We start from the raw sequence: 21,842 nt of genomic DNA on the forward strand, positions 1-21,842 counted from the left end.
CCCCGGGGGGACCGGCCCGTCGTCGTCTCCTGCGTGCGCTCACTTCTTGCGGCGACGCCCACCACGCTGCTGCTTGCGCCGCTCGGCACGGGTCAGACCGTCCGCCGAGGACCGGACCGGGTCGCCCTCACCCGTCTCGAAGTCGCCCTCCACGACACCGCCCTCACCGTCCACGGTCGGCGCCGAGAAGTGCAGCCGGTCCGGACGCTGCGGGGCCTCCAGGCCCTTGGCCCGGATCTCCGGCCGGGTCGCGACCGGCGCCTCCCCGCCCGCCGCGGGCTTCTCCAACGAGGGCGCCGCGTCCTGCACCGGCACCTCCTCCACCTGCTGCTCCACCTGGACCTCCAGGTTGAACAGGTAGCCGACGGACTCCTCCTTGATGCCGTCCATCATGGCCGAGAACATGTCGAAGCCCTCGCGCTGGTACTCGACCAGCGGGTCCTTCTGGGCCATCGCGCGCAGCCCGATGCCCTCCTGGAGGTAGTCCATCTCGTAGAGGTGCTCGCGCCACTTGCGGTCCAGGACCGACAGCACCACGCGGCGCTCCAGCTCGCGCATGATCTCCGAGCCGAGCTGCTCCTCGCGCGCCGCGTACTGGGCGTGGATGTCGTCCTTGACGGACTCGGAGATGAACTCCGCGGTCAACCCGGCTCGGTCGCCCGCGGTCTCCTCCAGCTCGTCCACGGTCACCTTCACCGGGTACAGCTGGCGGAAGGCGCCCCACAGCCGGTCGAGGTCCCAGTCCTCCGCGAAGCCCTCCGCGGTCTCCGCGTCGATGTACGCGTCGATCGTGTCGTTCATGAAGTGCTGGATCTGCTCGTGCAGGTCCTCGCCCTCCAGCACCCGGCGGCGCTCGCCGTAGATGACCTCGCGCTGCCGGTTCAGGACCTCGTCGTACTTGAGGACGTTCTTGCGGGTCTCGAAGTTCTGCGTCTCCACCTGCGACTGCGCCGAGGCGATCGCCCGGGTCACCATCTTGTTCTCGATGGGGACGTCGTCCGGGACGTTCGCCATCGCCATCACCCGCTCGACCATCTGCGCCTTGAAGAGCCGCATCAGGTCGTCGCCGAGGGAGAGGTAGAAACGGGACTCGCCCGGGTCGCCCTGCCGACCGCTACGACCGCGCAGCTGGTTGTCGATGCGGCGCGACTCGTGGCGCTCGGTCCCCAGCACGTACAGCCCGCCGAGGTCCTTGACCTCCTCGAACTCCGCCTTCACGGCCTGCTCGGCACGCTCCAGCGCGGCGGGCAGCGCCGCCGCCCACTGCTCCACGTGCTCCACCGGGTCCAGGCCGTGCTGGCGCAGCTCCGCCTCGGCCAGGTCGTCCGGGTTGCCGCCGAGCTTGATGTCCGTACCGCGGCCGGCCATGTTGGTGGCGACCGTCACGGCGCCCCGGCGACCCGCCTGGGCGACGATCGTCGCCTCCCGGTCGTGCTGCTTGGCGTTCAGCACCTCGTGCTGCACCCCGCGCTTGGACAGCTGCTGGGAGAGGTACTCGGACTTCTCCACCGAGGTCGTGCCGACCAGGATCGGCTGGCCCTTCTCGTGCTTCTCCACGATGTCGTCGACCACCGCAGCGAACTTCGCGACCTCGGTGCGGTAGATCAGGTCCGACTGGTCCTTGCGCACCATCGGCTTGTTCGTCGGGATCGGCACGACGCCCAGCTTGTAGATCTGGTGGAACTCGGCGGCCTCGGTCATCGCCGTACCGGTCATGCCGGACAGCTTGTCGTAGAGGCGGAAGAAGTTCTGGAGGGTGATCGTGGCGAGCGTCTGGTTCTCGTCCTTGATGTCCACCCCCTCCTTCGCCTCGATCGCCTGGTGCATGCCCTCGTTGTAGCGGCGCCCCGCCAGGATGCGGCCCGTGTGCTCGTCGACGATCATGACCTCGCCGTCGATGACGACGTAGTCCTTGTCGTTCTTGAACAGTTCCTTCGCCTTGATGGCGTTGTTCAGGTAGCCGACCAGCGGGGTGTTCACCGACTCGTAGAGGTTGTCGATGCCCAGCCAGTCCTCGACCTTGGCCACCCCGGACTCGTGGATCGCGACCGTGCGCTTCTTCTCGTCGACCTCGTAGTCGCCGGTCTCCTCGATGCCCTTCAGGGTGTTGCCCGCCTCACCGCGGGTGAGGCGCTTCACCAACTTCGCGAAGTCGCTGTACCACTTGGTCGCCTGGTCGGCCGGACCGGAGATGATCAGCGGGGTGCGCGCCTCGTCGACCAGGATCGAGTCGACCTCGTCGACCACCGCGAAGTTGTGGCCGCGCTGCACCAGCTCGTCCTTCGACCACGCCATGTTGTCGCGCAGGTAGTCGAAGCCGAACTCGTTGTTCGTGCCGTAGGTGATGTCGCACGCGTACTGCTCGCGCCGCTGCGCCGGCGTCATGTTCGCCAGGATGCAGCCGACGGACAGGCCCAGGAACTTGTGGACCCGCCCCATCAGCTCCGAGTCGCGCTCGGCCAGGTAGTCGTTCACCGTGATCAGGTGCACGCCCTTGCCGGACAGCGCGTTCAGGTAGGTGGGCAGCGTGCCCACCAGCGTCTTGCCCTCACCGGTCTTCATCTCCGCGACGTAACCGAGGTGCAGCGCCGCGCCGCCCATCAGCTGGACGTCGTAGTGCCGCTGGCCCAGCACGCGCTTGGCCGCCTCGCGGACCGTCGCGAACGCCTCGGGCAGCAGGTCGTCCAGGGACTCGCCGTCCTGGTACCGCTCCTTGAACTCGTCGGTGAGGGCCCGCAGCTCGGCGTCGGAGAGGGAGACGAAGTCCTCTTCGATGGAGTTGACCTGGTCCGCGATGCGGTGCAGCTTGCGCAGGATCTTGCCTTCGCCTGCACGCATGATCTTCTGGAGGACGGACACGGGGGTAGATCTCCTTGCCGGTCGGGCCTGGCACGGTCGGATTCCGTTGGGCAACGGCCATCGTATGCGAGGACCGCGCCACACCGGGAGGTCCACGGCCACGGGGGCCACCCGGACAACGGGCCGAGCCCGCGGAAGGTGCCGCACCCCCGGCGATTTGCGCACGGATCACCGCACCCGTCCGGAGAAACGCCTGGCCCCGCCACCGGCCCCTGGGCATCATCGGGTGATGGAGCACGTCACCCTCACCACCGAGCGCCTGGTCCTGCGCCCGTTCGCCCCCGCCGACACCGACGAGGTGCACGCCGCCTGCCAGGACCCCGACATCCAGCGCTGGACCACCGTCCCCTCCCCCTACGCCCACGAGGACGCCGCCCTCTTCGTCCGGCGCATCGCCCCCGGCGCCTGGCGGGACGGCACCGAGTACGCCTTCGCCGTCCGCCCGCACGCCCCCGCCGAGGACGGCACGCACCCCCTGGTCGCATCCGTCAGCGTCCACCACCCCCGGGAGAACACCTGGGAGGTCGGCTACTGGACCGCCGCCGGGCACCGGCGCCGCGGCTACACCGCGGAGTGCGTGCGCGCCCTCGCCCACTGGAGCTTCACCGCACTCGGCTGCACCCGGCTGGAATGGCGCGCCGAAGTCGGCAACGCTCCGTCACGGGCCGTCGCGGAGAGCGTCGGCTTCGTCGTGGAGGGCACCCAACGGGCCGGCCTGTTCAACCGCGGCACCGTGCGCGACTGCTGGCTGGGCGCCCTCCTCCCGCACGACCTGGGCCTGCCGAGCCCCCTCCCCCACCTCCCGGCCGGCACCGCCGCAACGGCCCGCGACGGCGACCGCGCCGCCCGCCCCGGCCGGGCCTGACGCCCCGGCCGCACTGTCAGTACCGCCGTCTATCGTTCGACGCATGACCGCCCTGCCGAAGCCCGCCGCCGAACTCTCCGCCGACGAGGCCCGCCGCACGGCGCTGCGCGCCCAGGGCTTCCTCGGCACCCCCGACCGGAGGGCGGGCGTACGGGGCGCCCTGCGCCACCTCGGCGCCGTCCAGCTCGACACCATCTCCGTCCTGGCCCGCTCCCACGAACTCGTCCCGTACGCCCGGCTGGGCGCCGTGGGCCGGACGGCCGTGGACCGCGCCTACTGGACGCCCGACGCCCGGGGCCTGCCCACCGCCTTCGAGTACTGGTCCCACGCCGCGTGCCTCCTGCCCATCGAGGAGTGGCCGCACTTCGCGTTCCGCCGCCGCGCCTACCGCAACCGGCCGCAGTGGCACCACGACCTCCCGGACGGCGCCTACGAGCGGGTCATCCACCAGTTGCGCACCGAGGGCCCGCTCACCGCGACCGAACTGGGCGGCGCCAAGAACGGCGGCGAGTGGTGGGACTGGTCGGCCTCCAAGGTCGCCGTGGAGCGCGCCCTGATGCACGGTGAGGTGGTGTGCGTCGAGCGGCGCGGCTGGAAGCGCGTGTACGACCTCGCCGAACGCGCCGTCCCCGCCGAGCTGCTCCACGACGAACTGGACGACCGCGAGTGCCTGCGCCGGCTGGTCCGGCTCGCCGGCCGCTCCCTGGGGGTCGGCACCCGCGCCGACATCGCCGACTACCACCGGCTCAAGGGCGAGCAGGTCGACTCGGTGATCGCCGACTCCGGGCTGGTGCCGGTGACCGTCGCGGGCTGGGACCGCGCCGCCTGGGCCGACCCCGCCGCCCTGGAGACGCCACCCCGCGGGCGCCACCGCACCACCCTGCTGTCCCCGTTCGACTCGCTGATCTGGGAACGCGCCCGCACCGAGCGGATCTTCGGCTTCACCCACCGGCTCGAAGCCTACGTACCGAAGCCGAAGCGGGTGCACGGCTACTTCGCGATGCCCCTGCTGTCCGGCGGGCGGCTCCTCGGCCGGGTCGACCCGGCCCGGGACGGCCGCACCCTGGTCGCCAAGCAGGTGTCCCTGGAGTCCGCGAAGGCCGTCGAGCCCATGGCCCGGGCCCTGCGGGAGGCCGCGGAGTGGGTCGGCTGCGACGACGTGCGCGTGGAGCGGCTGGACCGCCCGGAGTGGGCCGCCGCACTGACGGCCGCCCTGCGCTGAGCCCGCCCCGTCCGGGCCCCCGCGCCGGCCCCGGACGTCCGGGGCCGGGTGCCGGGCGGCTGCACGCGCGCCCCGGGGCGGTCCTCAGCGGATCTCCAGGATCTTCTCCCGCATCGCGTAGACCACGGCCTCCATGCGGGAGTGGAGCTGGAGCTTCTCCAGGATGTTGCGCACGTGGTTCTTCACCGTGTTCTCACTGATGAACAGTTCCTTGGCGATGTCCCGGTTGTTCATGCCGGTGGCCACCAGCTTGAGCACCTCCAACTCGCGGTCGGTGAGCCGCGGGGCGGGCACCAACCGGCGCTCGTCGGTGCGCTGGATCATCGACTTGAACTCGGTGAGCAGCTTCGACGCCATGGACGGGCTGATCTGCGACTGCCCGTCCGCCACCGCGCGGATCGCCGTCGCCACCTCGTCCGTGGAGATCTCCTTGAGCAGGTACCCCGTCGCCCCCGCCTTGATCGCCTCGTAGAGGTCGGCCTCCTCGTCGCTGATCGTCAGCATGATGATCTTCGCGCTGGGGGCGACCTCCTTGATGGCGGTGCACGCCTCGATGCCGCCGCGCTTGGGCATCCGGACGTCCATCAGCACGATGTCCGGCAGCAGATCGGCCGCCTTGTCCACGGCTTCCGCCCCGTCCCCGGCCTCGCCGACGACCTGGATGTCCTCCTCGGCGTGCAGGACGATCTCCAGGCCTCTGCGGAACAGCGCGTGGTCGTCGACCACCAGCACCCTGATGGGCTCCCGGGAGGAATCCTCGGTCGGTGCCATGCCAACGACGCCACGGGCGTTCCCGTCGCGCAGCGGTCCGAAGCTGTCCGGCATCGTTTCTCCCCCCGAAGGCCCGCGGGCCCGTCTGGGTGCCGCCCGGCTTGTGCGACGTCAATCCGGGGCGGCAGCAACCCGATTGACGCCCGGCCATGATTTCATGCCCGGGCGCCCCAGCGGTGACGGCGGAGTTCACCGCTCGTAGCACGGGGGTGCCCCCGGGGGCGCACGATTCCCCCGGGGGCACACCTCCGTGGGGAGGTGGGTGTCCGTCAGCCGCCGAGCGCGCCTCCCGCGCCCGCCGATTCGATCTGGGTGACCATCGTGTCCGTGGAGAGGTGGATGACGCCGTAGTCGTAGGCGTGCCGTCGGTAGACGACACTGGGTTCCTTCGTCTCGGAATCGACGAAGAGGTAGAAGTCGTGCCCGACCAGCTCCATCTCGTAGAGCGCCTGGTCGAGGCTCATCGGGGCGGCCACGTGGGTCTTCTCGCGGACCACCAGGGGGCCGTCGCCCTTGACCTCCAGCGATCCCATCTTCTTGGTGGGCACCTCGACGCCGTCGGGCTCCTCGTCCCGGGCGATGGTGCCGTCCCCGTTGAGGTGGGCGGCGTCGGGAACCACGTCGGCGACCTCGGCCGCGGAGATCCGGCCGTTGCCGCGGCGGGTGCGCCGCTTGTCGTGCTGCTTGCGCAGTCGTGCTTCGAGCTTGTCCGTCGCCAGGTCGAGCGCCCCGTACGGATCGCTGGCCGCCGCCTCCGCCCGGATCACCGGGCCGCGGGTCCGGAGCGTGATCTCCACCCGGTCGGACCGGTCCGCCTGTCGGGGGTTGGGCTCCTTGGACACCTCGACGTCGAGGCTGATCACCTTGCCGTCGAGCTTCTGGATCTTGTCCAGCTTCAGCTTCTCGGCCACGTGCTTGCGGAACCGCTCGGGCACCTCGGTCTTGCGGCCCTTGACGACGATGTCCACGCAGAACTCCGTTCCCGGATGGCTCCGCCCGCTCGGCGGAGCGTCTCCCTCTTGCACCAGGCCCCGGCGTCTCCCGAGGCCACGGACTCGGCGACCTTCACCTCCTCCTCCCCCGGTGACGAGATCCCCACCCCTCGCTTCCCGACCTTTTTCGAAAATCGCCTTCCGACTTCGGCTCCCCCACTTCGGAACCGATCCGGATAGCGACCCGCAACCGATCAGAACTGCGACGGGCAACGGCATTCCGATATCGAGGGTTCGGCGCTCGCCTTTCCCTCACCACCGAACATATCTCGCCCGGAGGGATGACGTCACCCTCCTTGCCGCCCCACCTCCACTCATCCGAATTCAACCTCTCACTACCTGCAACGAAGCAGATTCCCTGTCAGTTCCGGTTCGTCAGTTCCGGTTCCTTTCGAAAGAATCCGACGCTGCTGCCACCACGGCAGCAGTCAGGTCACTTACCCCGTTCACGGCCGATAATGCGCGGGCCGCCTCCGACAATGACGCTCCGGTGGTCATCACGTCATCCACGATCACCACCCGTCCGCCCACCGCGAGCAATGCGTGACCTCCTTCCACCACCCGGAGCGCACCGTGCAGATTGGCCCGGCGCTCCCCCGGGTCCAGCCCCACCTGGTCCCGCACGCCCCGCCGCTGCCGCAGCACCGGAACCACCTGTGCCGCCCACCCGGCCCGCCGCAGCGCCCCGGCCGCCGCCCGGGCGATCCGACGGGTCGGATCGTGGCCCCGGGCGCGGGTCGCCGCACGGGAGGAGGGCACCGGCACCAGGTGGAGGAGGGGGGTTCGGGGGTTTCGGGGGGCTCCCCCCGCCCCCGCCCCTCCCCCCACCGCCCCCGCCAGTGCTTCGCCCAGGGGCCCGGTCAGGGCCAGGGCGCCGCGCTCCTTGTGCGCGAGCACCAGTTGCCGCACGGCGCCCTGGTAGGGCGCCGCCGCGTGCACCACCGGCAGCCCGGACGGCTCGGGCCGCGGGCGGACCCGCCGGGCCGTGCCGTCCGTGAGCGCGGCCCGGCACCGTGCGCACAGTGCCGTACGGGGGGTGCCGCACCCGCCGCACGCGGTCGGCAGCGCCAAGTCGGTGAAGTCCTGCCACCAGCGCCGCATGTCTCCACTCTGCCAAGGGTCGACGAAGTCGGCCACCCCTGTGGACAACGGGCTGTGGATAACTCGGCGAAACGGCTCTGACCAGCCGTTTCGCCCTATCCTCTGGCCTCGGTGAGGGCGGTCATCCGGGGTAGACGGGCGAGGTCCCGGTCTTGAGGACCGTGCGCCACGGTTCCCCGGGGGGCAGGCGGACGATCCCGTCGTCGGAGTGGGCGACCAGCGGCAGCCGCTCGTCGTCGCTCGCGGCGATCTCCTGCACTCCGGTGAGTCCGGGCAGCGCGCCGCCCTCCGGGGTGGAGCCGTCCGTGTGCACGTAGCGGATCTGCTGGACGCCGCCGCTCTCCCGGCCGACGACGACCAGCCGGCTGCCGCCCGCCCAGGACATGGCGGTGACCTCTTCCAGTTGCGGCGCGGCGGAGCGGAGTTCGGCGACCCGGACGGTGCCGGTGGGGTGGTCGGCGCTGCCGGCCGAGACGCCGGCGCTCCCGGGGGCTTCCCGTTCGACCCGGCCGATGCGGAGCGTCCGGGAGCCCTCGCGTTCGACGAGCAGTGCGATGCGCACTCCGTCCGCGGCGACCCGCACCGCCTCGATCCGGCCGCCCGCGAGGCCGGGCGTCTGGACGGGGACGGGGGTGCCGGAGCCCTGGCGCAGCAGGTAGAGGCCGGAGTCGCCGGGGTTGCGGTCGGCGACCCAGAGGTCCCCGCGTCCGTCCCAACTGGGCGCGGTCAGGCCGTCCTTCACGTTCTTGGCCCGGCTGGTCAGCACCGGTTCGCCGAGGGCGGTCCCGGCGGCGAGGGCTCCCACGTACAGTTCGCGTCCGTTGAGGGAGACCCCGGCTGCCTGGTCCTCCTCGCGGGAGACGGCCACCGAGCCGAAGGGCTTCTCCGTGGTGCCGAGCGGGCCGGGCGCCGGCTCGGGGTCGGCGCCGGTGCTGATGCCGGGCAGGCGGACGAGCCGCTTCTTGTCGTCGAGGAAGTACTGGTAGTCCGGGTTCCCGCGGGTGCGGTGCGGGGCGACGGTCTCGGCGCGGTCGGCGGTGAGGCGGCAGAGCGGGGAGCCGTCCGAGCGTTGGACCTCCACCTCCTCGATGCCGTTGGCGGCCCAGTCCTGGAGGGTGAAGATCAGCTGTGCGGCCATCTTGGTGCACTGGGGCTGGCCTATGCCGTCCCCGGCGGGCTCCAGCGGCACCTTGAGGGTGTTGTTGCTGTCGGGGGCGAGGGATTCGGCGCTGGTGTCGAGTCGTATCCCGCTGGGGAACTCGGAGCGCACGACCGGGGCGAGCCACTGGGTGGGGCCCTCCATCAGCAGCCGTACGGTCTGGGTGACGGGGTCCACCCGTTGGCGCACGTAGACGGGGTCGGCGACGAGGCGTTCCTGGCCCTGGCCGTGGGTGTCGTCGGCGGCGAAGTAGTACTTGTTGACGGGGCGGTAGATGCGCAGGAAGTCGGATTCGCCGAGGACGACGCCGCGGGGCGGTCGGTCGATGCGCCACTGGTTGCCGGAGGCCGGGTCCTGGACCAGGTGGACGGGCTGGCTGTAGGTGCCGCTGGCGGGCTTGTAGGCGTGCTGGACGTCGACGGTGGCGATGCGGGTGCCGGTGAGGGTGTAGGTGCGGGCGCCGTCGTCGCCGGGGCGTTGGGCGGTGGTGTGGGGGCCGTCCGCGAGGACGGAGGTGGAGACCTCGGGGCGCCATTCCTCGGACGCCTTCTCGGTGAGGTACTTGCGGGCCATCTCGAACTGGGGGTCGTCGCTGGTGAGCGACTCCAGGAAGCCCTGGACGATCTCTGCGGGGTCGGCGTTCTCGCGCGGGGGCATCGCGAAGACCCTGACCTGCGAGTCGGGGAGCTGCGCGGCGTCGACGCCGCGCAGGTCGCCGCTGGCGGGCATGGAGGCGCAGCCGACGAGGAGGGCGCCGCAGCCGGCCAGGGCGAGGGCGTGCCGGCCGGCGCGGGCGGGTCGTCCCCGTCCGGGGCGTCCCGGGGTCCGCTGCCGGTGCTGTCGGGCTGTTTCCGCGGCGTCACCCACGGGTGGCCTCCCGCCCCTCGTCGTCGGGTGTCGGCGCGCCGGCGCGGGGGGCGTCGGGGGGCGTCGGGTGCTGGTCCGCCGCGGTGTCGCGGGGGGGTGCTTCGGTGTCGCCGGGGCGCGGGACGACGCGGGCGCCGTTGCTGGGCAGTGCGGCGGGGTTCACGGTCGGGGCGCAGCGGGGTGTGGTGCCGGCGGGGGCGGTGAGGGTGGCGGGCAGGTTCGGAAGTCCGGGGAGTTCGGTGCCGCCCGTGGTCCGGCCGCGGGCGGCGGGGCCCTGGGCGGGCACCGTCGCGAGCGCGCCGGAGTGCGGGGTCGCGGTGGGGGCGGGGAGCGCCGGCCGGGCGGCCCGGTTGCGGCGGGAGTCCTCGGGTTCCAGGGGTATGGGGGAGCCGCGCAGTGCCTCGTCGGCGGTGCGGGGCAGGGTGAGGCGGAACTGGGAGCCGCCGCCGGGTTCGCCCCACGCCTGGAGCCAGCCGCCGTGCAGGCGGGCGTCTTCCAGGGCGATGGAGAGGCCGAGTCCGGTGCCGCCGGTGGTGCGGGCCCGGGCGGGGTCGGCGCGCCAGAAGCGGCTGAAGACGCGGGTGGCCTCGCCGGGTTTGAGGCCGACGCCGTAGTCGCGCACGGCGACGGCGACCGCGCCGCCGGCGGCGGCGAGTCGGACGACGACGTCGCGTCCCTCGCCGTGTTCGACGGCGTTGACGACGAGGTTGCGCAGGACGCGTTCGACGCGGCGGGCGTCGGCTTCGGCGACGACGGGTTGTTGGTCGCCGACGACGCGTATGCGGGTGCCCTTGCGTTCGGCGAGGGGTTCGGCTCCGCCGACGACCCGGCGGACGACTTCGCGGAGGTCTATGGGTTCGGCTTCGAGGGCGGCGGCGCCGGCGTCGAAGCGGCTGATCTCCAGCAGGTCGGCGAGAAGGGACTCGAAGCGGTCGAGTTGGTCGGCGAGGAGTTCGGCGGAGCGCGCGGTGACGGGGTCGAAGTCCTCGCGCGCCTCGTGGATGACATCGGCGGCCATGCGGACGGTGGTGAGGGGGGTGCGCAGCTCGTGGGAGACGTCGGAGACGAACCGGCGTTGCATCCGGGACAGCTCCTCCAGCTGTTGGATCTTGAGCTGGAGGTTCTGGGCCATCTTGTTGAAGGCTTCGCCGAGGCGGGCGATGTCGTCCTCGCCGGTGACCTTCATGCGTTCCTGGAGGCGCCCGGCGGAGAGGCGTTCGGCGATGCCGGCGGCCATCCGGACGGGGGTGACGACCTGTCGGACGACGAGCCAGGCGATGGCGCCGAGGAGGACGACGAGGAAGAGTCCGGCGGTGGCCAGAGTGGTCTTGACCAGGCTGAGCGTCTTCTCCTCCTGGGTGAGGGGGAAGAGGTAGTACAGCTCGTAGCGGTCGGTCTGGGGGTTGGCGAGTTGCTTGCCGATGGCGAGGCCGGGTTGGGAGGGGCGGCCGTCGCTGTAGTGGATGCTGGTGTAGCTGCGGGAGGCGCCGGTGTGGGCGTCGACCCGTTCGCGGAGGGTTTCGGGGACGCTGGCGGTGGCGTCGATGTTGCCGGAGCCGCGGGGGGCGCGGGCGCTGCCGGTGCCGGTTCCGATGTCGCTCTCGCCGAGCGGGGAGAGGGTGACGACGTGGAAGGCGCCCTGTCCGCTGCTGGAGAGTTGTTGGACGAGGTCGTTGAGCCAGATGGCGGCGTTCTGGCCGGGCAGGCCCTCGGCGGCACCTTCGGGGCTGGCCTCTCGGGCCGACCGGGCGCGGGACTCGGCGTCCTGGAAGCCGCCGACGGCCTGGCTCTGGGACGCCTTGACCTTGACTTCGAGGAGGCCGTTGCGGACCTGGCCGATGACGACGAAGCCGAGCAGCAGCACGACGCCGAGGGACATCAGCAGGGTGGTGACGACGACCTTGAGCTGGATGTTGCGGCGCCACAGCCGGAGTGCGGGCAGCAGGGGGCGGCGGACCCAGCGGGCGAAGAGGCGCAGCACGGGGCTGTTGCCGACGCCGTCCTGGAGGAGCAGTGCGCCGTCGAAGAGGTGTCGCAGCCGGGTCCGGACCGGGCCGCGGGGGCCGACAGGCCGTCCTGCCCCCGTGCCCGGGGTGCCGGGCGCCGGGGCCGGGACGACTCCGTCGTTCCCGGTCATGTCAGCTCGGCCCGGCCTTGTAGCCGACTCCGCGTACGGTCACCACGATCTCGGGGCGCTCGGGGTCCTTCTCGACCTTGGAGCGCAGCCGCTGGACGTGGACGTTGACGAGGCGGGTGTCGGCGGCGTGCCGGTAGCCCCAGACCTGTTCGAGGAGGACTTCGCGGGTGAAGACCTGCCAGGGCTTGCGGGCGAGGGCGACCAGCAGGTCGAACTCCAGGGGGGTGAGGGCGATGGACTGGCCGTCGCGCTTGACGGAGTGGCCGGCGACGTCGATGACGAGGTCGCCGATGGTGAGCTGTTCCGGTGCGGGTTCTTCGGAGCGGCGCAGTCGGGCCCGGATGCGGGCGACCAGTTCCTTCGGTTTGAAGGGTTTGATGATGTAGTCGTCGGCGCCGGATTCCAGGCCGACGACTACATCGACCGTGTCGCTCTTCGCTGTGAGCATGACGATCGGGACGCCGGACTCCGCCCGGATGAGACGGCACACTTCGATGCCGTCGCGGCCGGGCAGCATCAGGTCGAGGAGGACCAGATCGGGCTTGGCCTCCCGGAAGGCGGCCAGCGCCTTGTCGCCGTCCGCTACGAACGACGGTTCAAAACCTTCACCGCGCAGCACGATGCCGAGCATCTCGGCCAGTGCTGTGTCGTCGTCGACGACGAGGACTCGTCCCTTCATAAACGACATCATCCCATTATCTCTTTGTTACCTGGCGTGACCTGACACACAGCCCGGCGCGTGCCGGGGCCGTGACGGTGGGCGATGGTCCGCGACCACCTGCGGCGACCGCGACGGCCACCGCGCCGGGAAGCCCGGGCGCAGCTACGCACCGCGACCGGACGGCCCCCCACCGTGCCGGCGCTCGAACCGTCGACGGACCTCGGGCGGCCCGCGCCCCGGCGCAGCGACGACCGGTACTGGTCGACCATCCGTTCCGTCCGCCCTTCCCGTTGCCCGCCCCGCACGCGTCCACCACGTCCCGGCTCCCGTCCGACACCCGAAGGTCTACCGGTCCCGGCCCGTCCGGTCCACCCGGTCCGGCCGGTTCGTCTGACGGACCGGCGTGACACGATGGCTGCCGACGTGCCCGCACCCGCGGCCGCGGGGGGCGCGGCCGACGCGTCCCACGGCGACACCGGGCGCCAGACACAGGAACGAGGAGCGACGATGAACGACACTCCGGGCTGGACCCCGCCCGGCGCCGCCCCCTCCGGCGGCGACGGCGAGGGCGCCCCGCGCCCCGACGGGTCCACGGACCGGCCGGCCCCCCACACCGGTCCCGCCTCGAAGTGGTCGAAGGACCAGCCCCCGGCCGGCGGCTGGTCCGCTCCGGGCACCGGCGGTCAGCCCGGCCCGCCCCAGGGCGGCGCCCCCCAACACCCCGGCTGGGGCACCCCACCGCCCCCCGGACCCGGCTGGGGCGGCTGGCAGGCGCAACCGCAGTTCGCCAAGCCCGGAGTGATCCCGCTGCGCCCGCTGGGCGTCGGCGAGATCCTGGACGGCACGGTGACCATGATGCGCACCTACTGGCGCACCGTCCTCGGCATCTCGCTGACCGTCGCCGTGGTCACCCAACTCACGCTCGTCCTGGTCCAGGGGACCCTCCTCAAGGACCTCGACTCAAGCGCCCTCGACGACCCCGGCGCCTCCGCCGACGAGATCGGCGAGAGCCTGGTCGCCGCCCTCACCGGCGGCGGTGCGGCGCTGGCGGTCACCCTGCTGGGCACCATCGTCGCGACCGCCCTGCTCACCACCGTCACCAGCCGCGCGGTCCTGGGCCGGCCCGTGTCGATACGGGAGGCGTGGATCGACGCCCGCCCCCGCCTGCTGCGCCTGCTCGGACTGACGCTGCTGCTGATGCTCATCCCCATGCTGATCATGGCCGTCGGGTTGGCCCCGGGCTTCCTGATCGGCCTCTCCGGCAACGACGGCCTGGTCGTCACCGTCTTCGGCATGCTGGCCGCCCTGGTCGTCGTGGTGTGGCTGATGTTCCGCCTCTGGCTGGCCTCACCCGCCCTCATGCTGGAGAAGCAGGGCATCCGCAAGGCCATGGGCCGCTCCATGAAGCTGGTGCGCGGCTCCTGGTGGCGCGTCCTGGGCATCACCCTGCTCGCCGGGCTGATCACCAACATCGTCGCGTTCCTCGTCCTCATCCCGTTCACCATCGTCGCGGCCATCGCCGGCGGCGACGTCGACTCCGGGTTGCTCACCACCACCGGCGCCTCCTGGACGTTCCTGATCGTCACCGGCATCGGCTCGGTCATCGCGTCCACCCTCACCTTCCCGGTGTCCGCCGGCGTCACCGTCCTCCTCTACATCGACCAGCGCATCCGCCGCGAGGGCCTCGACCTGGAACTGGCGCGCGCCGCCGACACCACCACCCCGGCCACCGACCACCGTCCCCCGGGGAGCTGACCGCGTGAGCGCGACGGGGGGCGCGTCCGACACCGCACCGGTGCCGGTCCTCGCCGCGGGCCCGCCCGTCCGGGGCGCCGACGGCGACGGCCCGCCCCTGACCGTGCCCCGCGACCCGGCCCGGGAGGCGGCCGAGCACGAACTCTCCCGCTCCGTGTACCAGGAGAACGAGCCCGGCCTCCTCCAGCGGGCCGCGGACGCGTTCTTCGACTGGGTGGGGGACCTGTTCGCCGCCGCCTCCGGGGCCACCCCGGGCGGTGCGCTGGGCCTGCTGGTCCTCGCCCTGGTGGTCTGCGCCCTGGTCGCCGCCCTGTGGTGGCGACTCGGCACCCCCACCCGCACCCCAGGCTCCCCGGCCGCCCTCTTCGACGACCGGCCGCGCAGCGCCGCCGACCACCGGACCGCCGCCGCCGTGCACGCCGACCGCGGCGACTGGGGCCCCGCCGTCCAGGAACGCATGCGCGCCGTCGTCCGGTCCCTGGAGGAACGCGCCCTCCTCGACGCCCGCCCCGGCCGGACCGCCGACGAGGCCGCCGCCGAAGCGGGCCGCCCGCTGCCCGACCACGCCGACCGACTGCGGGCCGCCGCCCGCACCTTCGACGAGGTCACCTACGGCGGACGGACCGCCGACCGGGCCGCGTACCAACGGCTGACGGACCTCGACGCCGAACTCCAGCACACCCGCCCGGCCCTCGCCCCCGGGAGCACGGCATGACCGAGACCACCACGGCGGGCACCTCCACCGCGCCCACCCCGCGCCACCTGTGGCACCGGGCGCGGGGCCCCCTGGTCGCCCTGCTGCTCCTGCTCCTCACCGCGATCATCATCGCCGCGCTCCGTTCAGGCACCGTGCACGGCCGGCTCGACCCCCGCTCCGCCGACCCCCTCGGCTCCCTCGCCATCAGCGAACTCCTCGCCGACCGCGGCGTCGACACCCGTGTCGTCACCACCCTGGACGCCGCCGCCACCGCCGCCGCCGACCCCGACACCACCCTGCTGGTGGCCGCCCCCGACCTGCTCGGCCCGGACCAACAGGACGCCCTGCGCACGGCCATCGCCCACCCCGACGCCCGGACCGTCCTCGTCGCCCCCGACTTCTCCACCGAAGCCCTCGCCCCCGGAGTCACCCCCGACGACGCCACCAGCCCCGGCCGCACCCTCCCCCCGGACTGCACCCTCCCCGCAGCCGAACGGGCGGGCGACGCCGACACCGGCGGCCTGCGCTACCACGTCGCCGTCCCCGACGCCCTCACCTGCTACCCCAGCGACCGGCTGCCCACCCTGGTCCACCTCCCCGCACCCGCCGACCCCTCCGCCCCGGAGCCCCGCGACACTCCGACGCCGACCACCGGCACCACCGTCCTCGGCTCCCCCCACGTCCTGGTCAACGAACGCCTCGACGCACAGGGCAACGCCTCCCTCGCGCTCCAACTCCTCGGCTCCCGCCCCCACCTGGCCTGGTACCTGCCCTCCCTCTCCGACGAGACCGCCACCGTCCAGGAGGAACGCGGCCTCACCGACCACGTCCCCGCCGGCTGGGGCTGGGCCACCCTGCAACTCGGCATCGCCGCCGTCGTCCTCGCCCTGTGGCGGGCCCGCCGCCTCGGCCCCCTGGTCCCCGAACACCTCCCCGTCGCCGTCCGCGCCTCCGAAACCACCGAAGGCCGCGCCCGCCTCTACCACAAGGCCCGCGCCCGCGACCGCGCCGCCGACGCCCTGCGCGCCACCGCCCGCAGCCGCCTCGCCCCCCTCCTCGGCGTGCCCCCCGCCCGCGCCCACTCCCCCGAACACCTCCTCCCCCCGCTCACCGCCCGCACCGCGGCCACCACCCGACTCCCCGACCCCCACACCCTCCTCTTCGGCCCGCCGCCCCGGGACGACACGGCTCTCCTCGCCCTCGCCGACCGCCTCGACGCCCTCGAAAGAGAGGTACGCGTTTCATGATGGACCCGACCACTGACACCGCCGGCACCACCGGCGATCCGCAGGCCGCCCGCGCCTCCCTGGAGGCCCTGCGCGCCGAGATCGCCAAGGCCGTGGTCGGTCAGGACCCCGCCGTCACCGGTCTCGTCGTGGCCCTGCTGTGCCGCGGCCACGTCCTCCTCGAAGGCGTCCCCGGCGTCGCCAAGACCCTCCTGGTCCGCGCACTCGCCGCCACCCTCGAACTCGACACCAAACGCGTCCAGTTCACCCCCGACCTGATGCCCGGCGACATCACCGGCTCCCTCGTCTACGACGCCCGCACCGCCGAGTTCTCCTTCCAGCCCGGCCCCGTCTTCACCCACCTCCTGATCGCCGACGAGATCAACCGCACCCCGCCCAAGACCCAGTCCGCGCTCCTCGAAGCGATGGAGGAACGCCAGGTCACCGTCGACGGCACCGCCCGCCCACTGCCCGACCCGTTCCTCGTCGCCGCCACCCAGAACCCCGTCGAGTACGAGGGCACCTACCCTCTCCCCGAAGCCCAACTCGACCGGTTCCTCCTCAAACTGACGGTGCCGCTGCCCGAGCGGCAGGACGAGATCGACGTGCTGCGCCGCCACGCCGACGGCTTCAACCCGCGCGACCTGCGCACCGCCGGCGTACGCCCGGTGGCCACTGCGGCCACCCTCGCCGCGGCCCGGGACGCCGTCGCCCGCACCTCCGTCTCTCCCGAGATCGCCGGCTACATCGTCGACATCTGTCGCGCCACCCGCGACTCGCCGTCGCTGACCCTCGGCGCCTCCCCCCGCGGCGCCACCGCCCTGCTCTCCACCGCCCGCGCCTGGGCCTGGCTCACCGGCCGCGACTACGTCACCCCCGACGACGTGAAGGCCCTGGCCCTGCCGACCCTGCGCCACCGGGTGCAGCTCCGCCCGGAAGCGGAGATGGAGGGCGTCACCGCGGACTCCGTCATCACCGCGATCCTCGCCCACGTCCCCGTACCCCGCTGAGCCGAGGACCCATGCCCTTCACCGGACGCGCCGCCCTCCTGGCCGCCGTAGGCGCCCTGCCCGTCGGCCTCTGGGACCCCAGTTGGACGGGCGTGCTCGCCGTCAACGCCCCGCTCGCCCTGGCCTGCGCCTGCGACGCCGCCCTGGCCGCCCCCGTACGACGACTGCGGCTGGAACGCTCCGGCGACACCTCCGTGCGCCTCGGCGAGCCGGCCCGGGTCACCCTGACGGTCACCAACCCCACCGGCCGCCCGCTGCGCGCCCGGCTCCGCGACGCCTGGCCCCCCAGCGCGTGGACGCCCGGCACGGAGGCGGAGGACTCCCGGCACCGGCTGACCGTGCCCGCGGGCGAACGCCGCCGCATCACCACCCGACTGCTGCCCACCCGCCGCGGTGACCGCCACGCGGACCGGGTCACCCTCCGCTCCTACGGCCCCCTCGGCCTGTTCGCCCGCCAGGGCTCCCACCGGGTGCCGTGGACGGTGCGCGTCCTGCCCCCGTTCCACAGCCGCAAGCACCTCCCGTCCAAGCTGGCGAGGCTCCGCGAGTTGGACGGCCGCACCAGTGTGCTCACCCGCGGCGAAGGCACCGAGTTCGACAGCCTCCGCGAGTACGTCCCCGGTGACGACACCCGCTCGATCGACTGGCGCGCGACCGCGCGCACCTCTTCGGTCGCGGTGCGCACCTGGCGCCCGGAACGCGACCGTCACGTCCTGCTGGTCCTCGACACCGGCCGCACCTCCGCGGGCCGGGTGGGCGACGCGCCCCGACTGGACGCCGCCATGGACGCGGCGCTCCTCCTCGCCGCCCTGGCCTCCCGGGCCGGCGACCGCGTCGACCTCCTCGCCCATGACCGCCGACCCCGCGCCCTCGTCCAGGGCAAGACGGCCGGGCAGCTGCTACCGGCCCTGGTCAACGCCATGGCCACCGTGGAGCCGGAGCTCGTCGAGACGGACGCCCGCGGCCTGGTGGCCACCGCGGTGAGGGCCGCCCCCCGTCGCTCCCTGATCGTGCTGTTCACCGGCCTGGACGCGACCCCCGTCGAGGAGGGCCTGCTCCCGGTCCTCCCCCGGCTCACCCAACGCCACACGGTGCTGGTCGCCGCCGTCGCCGACCCCCACCTCGCCGCCATGGCCACGGCCCGCGGCACGGTGGAAGCGGTGTACGGAGCCGCTGCCGCCGCCCGCACCCGGACCGAGCGGCAGCACACCGCCGATCTGCTCCGCCGTCACGGCGTCACCGTCGTCGACACCACTCCGGAGGACCTGGCCCCCGCCGTGGCGGACGCCTATCTGGCCCTCAAGGCCGCCGGTCGCCTCTGACACACGGTGTCCGTGGGGATTCTCCACCACAGAAATCCCCACGGACAGCTCGGACAGCACCCGGCCGTGAACGCAAAAAAGTCGTGTGTCCCAGGAGGAAACCCTCCTGGGACACACGACTCATATCACATTTAGTTCGGCGGCGTCCTACTCTCCCACAGGGTCCCCCCTGCAGTACCATCGGCGCTGAAAGGCTTAGCTTCCGGGTTCGGAATGTAACCGGGCGTTTCCCTCACGCTATAACCACCGAAACACTACGAAACACACACCAGACACACACCCACCAACAGCGGGATACGTGTTGGAAGTTCGTGGTTTCAGAACCAACACAGTGGACGCGAGCAACTGAGGACAAGCCCTCGGCCTATTAGTACCAGTCAACTCCACCGGTCACCCGGCTTCCATATCTGGCCTATCAACCCAGTCGTCTACTGGGAGCCTTACCCCATCAAGTGGGTGGGAGCCCTCATCTCGAAGCAGGCTTCCCGCTTAGATGCTTTCAGCGGTTATCCCTCCCGAACGTAGCCAACCAGCCATGCCCTTGGCAGAACAACTGGCACACCAGAGGTTCGTCCGTCCCGGTCCTCTCGTACTAGGGACAGCCCTTCTCAAGACTCCTACGCGCGCAGCGGATAGGGACCGAACTGTCTCACGACGTTCTAAACCCAGCTCGCGTACCGCTTTAATGGGCGAACAGCCCAACCCTTGGGACCGACTCCAGCCCCAGGATGCGACGAGCCGACATCGAGGTGCCAAACCATCCCGTCGATATGGACTCTTGGGGAAGATCAGCCTGTTATCCCCGGGGTACCTTTTATCCGTTGAGCGACGGCGCTTCCACAAGCCACCGCCGGATCACTAGTCCCGACTTTCGTCCCTGCTCGACCCGTCGGTCTCACAGTCAAGCTCCCTTGTGCACTTACACTCAACACCTGATTACCAACCAGGCTGAGGGAACCTTTGGGCGCCTCCGTTACTCTTTAGGAGGCAACCGCCCCAGTTAAACTACCCATCAGACACTGTCCCTGATCCGGATCACGGACCCAGGTTAGACATCCAGCACGACCAGAGTGGTATTTCAACAACGACTCCACAACCACTGGCGTGGCCGCTTCACAGTCTCCCACCTATCCTACACAAGCCGAACCGAACACCAATATCAAACTGTAGTAAAGGTCCCGGGGTCTTTCCGTCCTGCTGCGCGAAACGAGCATCTTTACTCGTAGTGCAATTTCACCGGGCCTATGGTTGAGACAGTCGAGAAGTCGTTACGCCATTCGTGCAGGTCGGAACTTACCCGACAAGGAATTTCGCTACCTTAGGATGGTTATAGTTACCACCGCCGTTTACTGGCGCTTAAGTTCTCAGCTTCGCCACACCGAAATGCAGCTAACCGGTCCCCTTAACGTTCCAGCACCGGGCAGGCGTCAGTCCGTATACATCGCCTTACGGCTTCGCACGGACCTGTGTTTTTAGTAAACAGTCGCTTCTCGCTGGTCTCTGCGGCCACCCCCAGCTCAAGGCGCAAAGCCCATCACCAGGAATGGCCCCCCTTCTCCCGAAGTTACGGGGGCATTTTGCCGAGTTCCTTAACCATAGTTCACCCGAACGCCTCGGTATTCTCTACCTGACCACCTGAGTCGGTTTAGGGTACGGGCCGCCATAAAACTCGCTAGAGGCTTTTCTCGACAGCATAGGATCATCCACTTCACCACAATCGGCTCGGCATCAGGTCTCAGACTATTGCCAGGCGGATTTACCTACCTGACGTCCTACACCCTTACCCCGGGACAACCACCGCCCGGGATGGACTACCTTCCTGCGTCACCCCATCACTCACCTACTACAAGTCCGGGTCACCGGCTCCACCACTTTCCATTCCCCGAAGGGTCCGGAACGGCTTCACGGGCTTAGCATCGCCTGATTCAATGTTTGACGCTCTACAGCGGGTACCGGAATATCAACCGGTTATCCATCGACTACGCCTGTCGGCCTCGCCTTAGGTCCCGACTTACCCTGGGCAGATCAGCTTGACCCAGGAACCCTTAGTCAATCGGCGCACACGTTTCCCACGTGTGTATCGCTACTCATGCCTGCATTCTCACTCGTGAACCGTCCACCACTACCTTCCAGTGCAGCTTCACCCGGCACACGACGCTCCCCTACCCATCACAGTCCCCGTTAGGAGTACATACTGCAATGACACGACTTCGGCGGTACGCTTGAGCCCCGCTACATTGTCGGCGCGGAATCACTAGACCAGTGAGCTATTACGCACTCTTTCAAGGGTGGCTGCTTCTAAGCCAACCTCCTGGTTGTCTCTGCGACTCCACATCCTTTCCCACTTAGCGTACGCTTAGGGGCCTTAGTCGATGCTCTGGGCTGTTTCCCTCTCGACCATGGAGCTTATCCCCCACAGTCTCACTGCCGCGCTCTCACTTACCGGCATTCGGAGTTTGGCTAAGGTCAGTAACCCGGTAGGGCCCATCGCCTATCCAGTGCTCTACCTCCGGCAAGAAACACACGACGCTGCACCTAAATGCATTTCGGGGAGAACCAGCTATCACGGAGTTTGATTGGCCTTTCACCCCTAACCACAGGTCATCCCCCAGGTTTTCAACCCTGGTGGGTTCGGTCCTCCACGACCTCTTACAGCCGCTTCAACCTGCCCATGGCTAGATCACTCCGCTTCGGGTCTTGGGCATGCTACTCAAACGCCCTATTCGGACTCGCTTTCGCTACGGCTTCCCCACACGGGTTAACCTCGCAACACACCGCAAACTCGCAGGCTCATTCTTCAAAAGGCACGCAGTCACGAGACACCAACACAAGTGCTGGCATCCGACGCTCCCACGGCTTGTAGGCACACGGTTTCAGGTACTATTTCACTCCCCTCCCGGGGTACTTTTCACCATTCCCTCACGGTACTATCCGCTATCGGTCACCAGGGAATATTTAGGCTTAGCGGGTGGTCCCGCCAGATTCACACGGGATTTCTCGGGCCCCGTGCTACTTGGGAAATGCACAAGCAAGTCGCTGACGTTTCGACTACGGGGGTCTTACCCTCTACGCCGGGCCTTTCGCATGCCCTTCGCCTACATCAACGATTTCTGACTCACCGACCAGCCGGCAGACTGATCAAGCACACTCCCACAACCCCCCAGACGCAACCCCTGCCGGGTCTCACACGCCTAAGGT

The 21,842-nt window shown here is 70.6% G+C and carries 14 protein-coding genes and 2 rRNA genes (1 of these 16 cut by a window edge); 7 read left to right on the forward strand and 9 right to left on the reverse strand.

The window, feature by feature from the left end; all coding sequences use genetic code 11:
* Positions 1-39: 39 nt before the first annotated feature.
* Complete coding sequence (gene secA, locus ACSMX9_RS09305) at positions 40-2,859, reverse strand: preprotein translocase subunit SecA (RefSeq protein WP_445401532.1); 2,820 nt, start codon at positions 2,857-2,859, stop codon at positions 40-42.
* Positions 2,860-3,088: 229 nt separating this feature from the next.
* Here secA and ACSMX9_RS09310 point away from each other — a divergent pair, with 229 nt between their 5' ends.
* Complete coding sequence (locus tag ACSMX9_RS09310) at positions 3,089-3,724, forward strand: GNAT family N-acetyltransferase (RefSeq protein WP_445401534.1); 636 nt, start codon at positions 3,089-3,091, stop codon at positions 3,722-3,724.
* Positions 3,725-3,767: 43 nt separating this feature from the next.
* Positions 3,768-4,946 (forward strand): winged helix-turn-helix domain-containing protein, encoded by a 1,179-nt coding sequence (locus tag ACSMX9_RS09315; RefSeq protein WP_445401536.1) that lies wholly within the window; start codon positions 3,768-3,770, stop codon positions 4,944-4,946.
* A gap of 84 nt (positions 4,947-5,030) precedes the next feature.
* Here ACSMX9_RS09315 and ACSMX9_RS09320 read toward each other — a convergent pair whose 3' ends face one another.
* The 6 genes from ACSMX9_RS09320 to mtrA all read right to left on the reverse strand — a co-directional run bounded on the left by ACSMX9_RS09320 (position 5,031) and on the right by mtrA (position 12,664).
* A complete protein-coding gene (locus ACSMX9_RS09320; RefSeq protein WP_445401538.1) occupies positions 5,031-5,771 on the reverse strand; it encodes a response regulator in 741 nt (246 codons plus the stop codon).
* A 215-nt stretch (positions 5,772-5,986) separates the two neighbouring features.
* Positions 5,987-6,685 (reverse strand): ribosome hibernation-promoting factor, HPF/YfiA family, encoded by a 699-nt coding sequence (gene hpf / locus ACSMX9_RS09325; RefSeq protein ID WP_445401540.1) that lies wholly within the window; start codon positions 6,683-6,685, stop codon positions 5,987-5,989.
* 399 nt (positions 6,686-7,084) lie between these two features.
* Positions 7,085-7,810: a ComF family protein gene (locus ACSMX9_RS09330; protein WP_445401542.1), complete on the reverse strand. Its 726-nt coding sequence runs from the start codon at positions 7,808-7,810 to the stop codon at positions 7,085-7,087.
* 121 nt (positions 7,811-7,931) lie between these two features.
* Positions 7,932-9,698 (reverse strand): LpqB family beta-propeller domain-containing protein, encoded by a 1,767-nt coding sequence (locus ACSMX9_RS09335; protein WP_445402943.1) that lies wholly within the window; start codon positions 9,696-9,698, stop codon positions 7,932-7,934.
* Positions 9,699-9,828: 130 nt separating this feature from the next.
* Positions 9,829-11,973, reverse strand: coding sequence for an MtrAB system histidine kinase MtrB (gene mtrB / locus ACSMX9_RS09340; protein WP_445401544.1), 2,145 nt, complete (start codon positions 11,971-11,973; stop codon positions 9,829-9,831).
* 1 nt (position 11,974) lies between these two features.
* On the reverse strand, positions 11,975-12,664 hold the full coding sequence (mtrA, locus tag ACSMX9_RS09345) for a two-component system response regulator MtrA (protein ID WP_351247458.1): 690 nt from the start codon (positions 12,662-12,664) through the stop codon (positions 11,975-11,977).
* 477 nt (positions 12,665-13,141) lie between these two features.
* Between mtrA and ACSMX9_RS09350 the strand changes: the two genes are divergently transcribed.
* The 5 genes from ACSMX9_RS09350 to ACSMX9_RS09370 are packed head-to-tail and all read left to right on the forward strand — an operon-like array spanning position 13,142 to position 18,644.
* Complete coding sequence (locus tag ACSMX9_RS09350) at positions 13,142-14,389, forward strand: DUF7544 domain-containing protein (protein WP_445401546.1); 1,248 nt, start codon at positions 13,142-13,144, stop codon at positions 14,387-14,389.
* Between the two features lie 4 nt (positions 14,390-14,393).
* Positions 14,394-15,104: a DUF4129 domain-containing protein gene (locus tag ACSMX9_RS09355; protein ID WP_445401548.1), complete on the forward strand. Its 711-nt coding sequence runs from the start codon at positions 14,394-14,396 to the stop codon at positions 15,102-15,104.
* Complete coding sequence (locus tag ACSMX9_RS09360; protein ID WP_445401550.1) at positions 15,101-16,333, forward strand: DUF4350 domain-containing protein; 1,233 nt, start codon at positions 15,101-15,103, stop codon at positions 16,331-16,333. Before ACSMX9_RS09355 ends, ACSMX9_RS09360 begins: the two co-directional genes overlap by 4 nt.
* Positions 16,333-17,322, forward strand: coding sequence for an AAA family ATPase (locus ACSMX9_RS09365; protein ID WP_351247509.1), 990 nt, complete (start codon positions 16,333-16,335; stop codon positions 17,320-17,322). Before ACSMX9_RS09360 ends, ACSMX9_RS09365 begins: the two co-directional genes overlap by 1 nt.
* Before the next feature lie 11 nt (positions 17,323-17,333).
* Positions 17,334-18,644 (forward strand): DUF58 domain-containing protein, encoded by a 1,311-nt coding sequence (locus tag ACSMX9_RS09370; RefSeq protein ID WP_445401552.1) that lies wholly within the window; start codon positions 17,334-17,336, stop codon positions 18,642-18,644.
* 134 nt (positions 18,645-18,778) lie between these two features.
* Here the strand turns inward: ACSMX9_RS09370 and rrf are convergent.
* Positions 18,779-18,895: ribosomal RNA gene (gene rrf, locus ACSMX9_RS09375) — 5S ribosomal RNA — on the reverse strand.
* A 96-nt stretch (positions 18,896-18,991) separates the two neighbouring features.
* A 23S ribosomal RNA gene (locus tag ACSMX9_RS09380) occupies positions 18,992-21,842 on the reverse strand (it continues 274 nt past the right edge of the window).

This window comes from Streptomyces sp. LE64 (genome assembly GCF_052606915.1).

Excerpts from the sequence above, each read along its gene's own strand:
- ACSMX9_RS09365 (WP_351247509.1), top strand. The coding sequence starts at position 16,333 with ATGGACCCGACCACTGACACCGCCGGCACCACCGGCGATCCGCAGGCC.
- ACSMX9_RS09350 (WP_445401546.1), top strand. The coding sequence starts at position 13,142 with ATGAACGACACTCCGGGCTGGACCCCGCCCGGCGCCGCCCCCTCCGGC.
- ACSMX9_RS09310 (WP_445401534.1), top strand. The coding sequence starts at position 3,089 with ATGGAGCACGTCACCCTCACCACCGAGCGCCTGGTCCTGCGCCCGTTC.
- ACSMX9_RS09330 (WP_445401542.1), bottom strand. The coding sequence starts at position 7,810 with ATGCGGCGCTGGTGGCAGGACTTCACCGACTTGGCGCTGCCGACCGCG.
- mtrA (WP_351247458.1), bottom strand. The coding sequence starts at position 12,664 with ATGATGTCGTTTATGAAGGGACGAGTCCTCGTCGTCGACGACGACACA.
- ACSMX9_RS09320 (WP_445401538.1), bottom strand. The coding sequence starts at position 5,771 with ATGCCGGACAGCTTCGGACCGCTGCGCGACGGGAACGCCCGTGGCGTC.
- ACSMX9_RS09370 (WP_445401552.1), top strand. The coding sequence starts at position 17,334 with ATGCCCTTCACCGGACGCGCCGCCCTCCTGGCCGCCGTAGGCGCCCTG.
- ACSMX9_RS09360 (WP_445401550.1), top strand. The coding sequence starts at position 15,101 with ATGACCGAGACCACCACGGCGGGCACCTCCACCGCGCCCACCCCGCGC.
- ACSMX9_RS09335 (WP_445402943.1), bottom strand. The coding sequence starts at position 9,698 with ATGCCCGCCAGCGGCGACCTGCGCGGCGTCGACGCCGCGCAGCTCCCC.
- mtrB (WP_445401544.1), bottom strand. The coding sequence starts at position 11,973 with ATGACCGGGAACGACGGAGTCGTCCCGGCCCCGGCGCCCGGCACCCCG.
- ACSMX9_RS09315 (WP_445401536.1), top strand. The coding sequence starts at position 3,768 with ATGACCGCCCTGCCGAAGCCCGCCGCCGAACTCTCCGCCGACGAGGCC.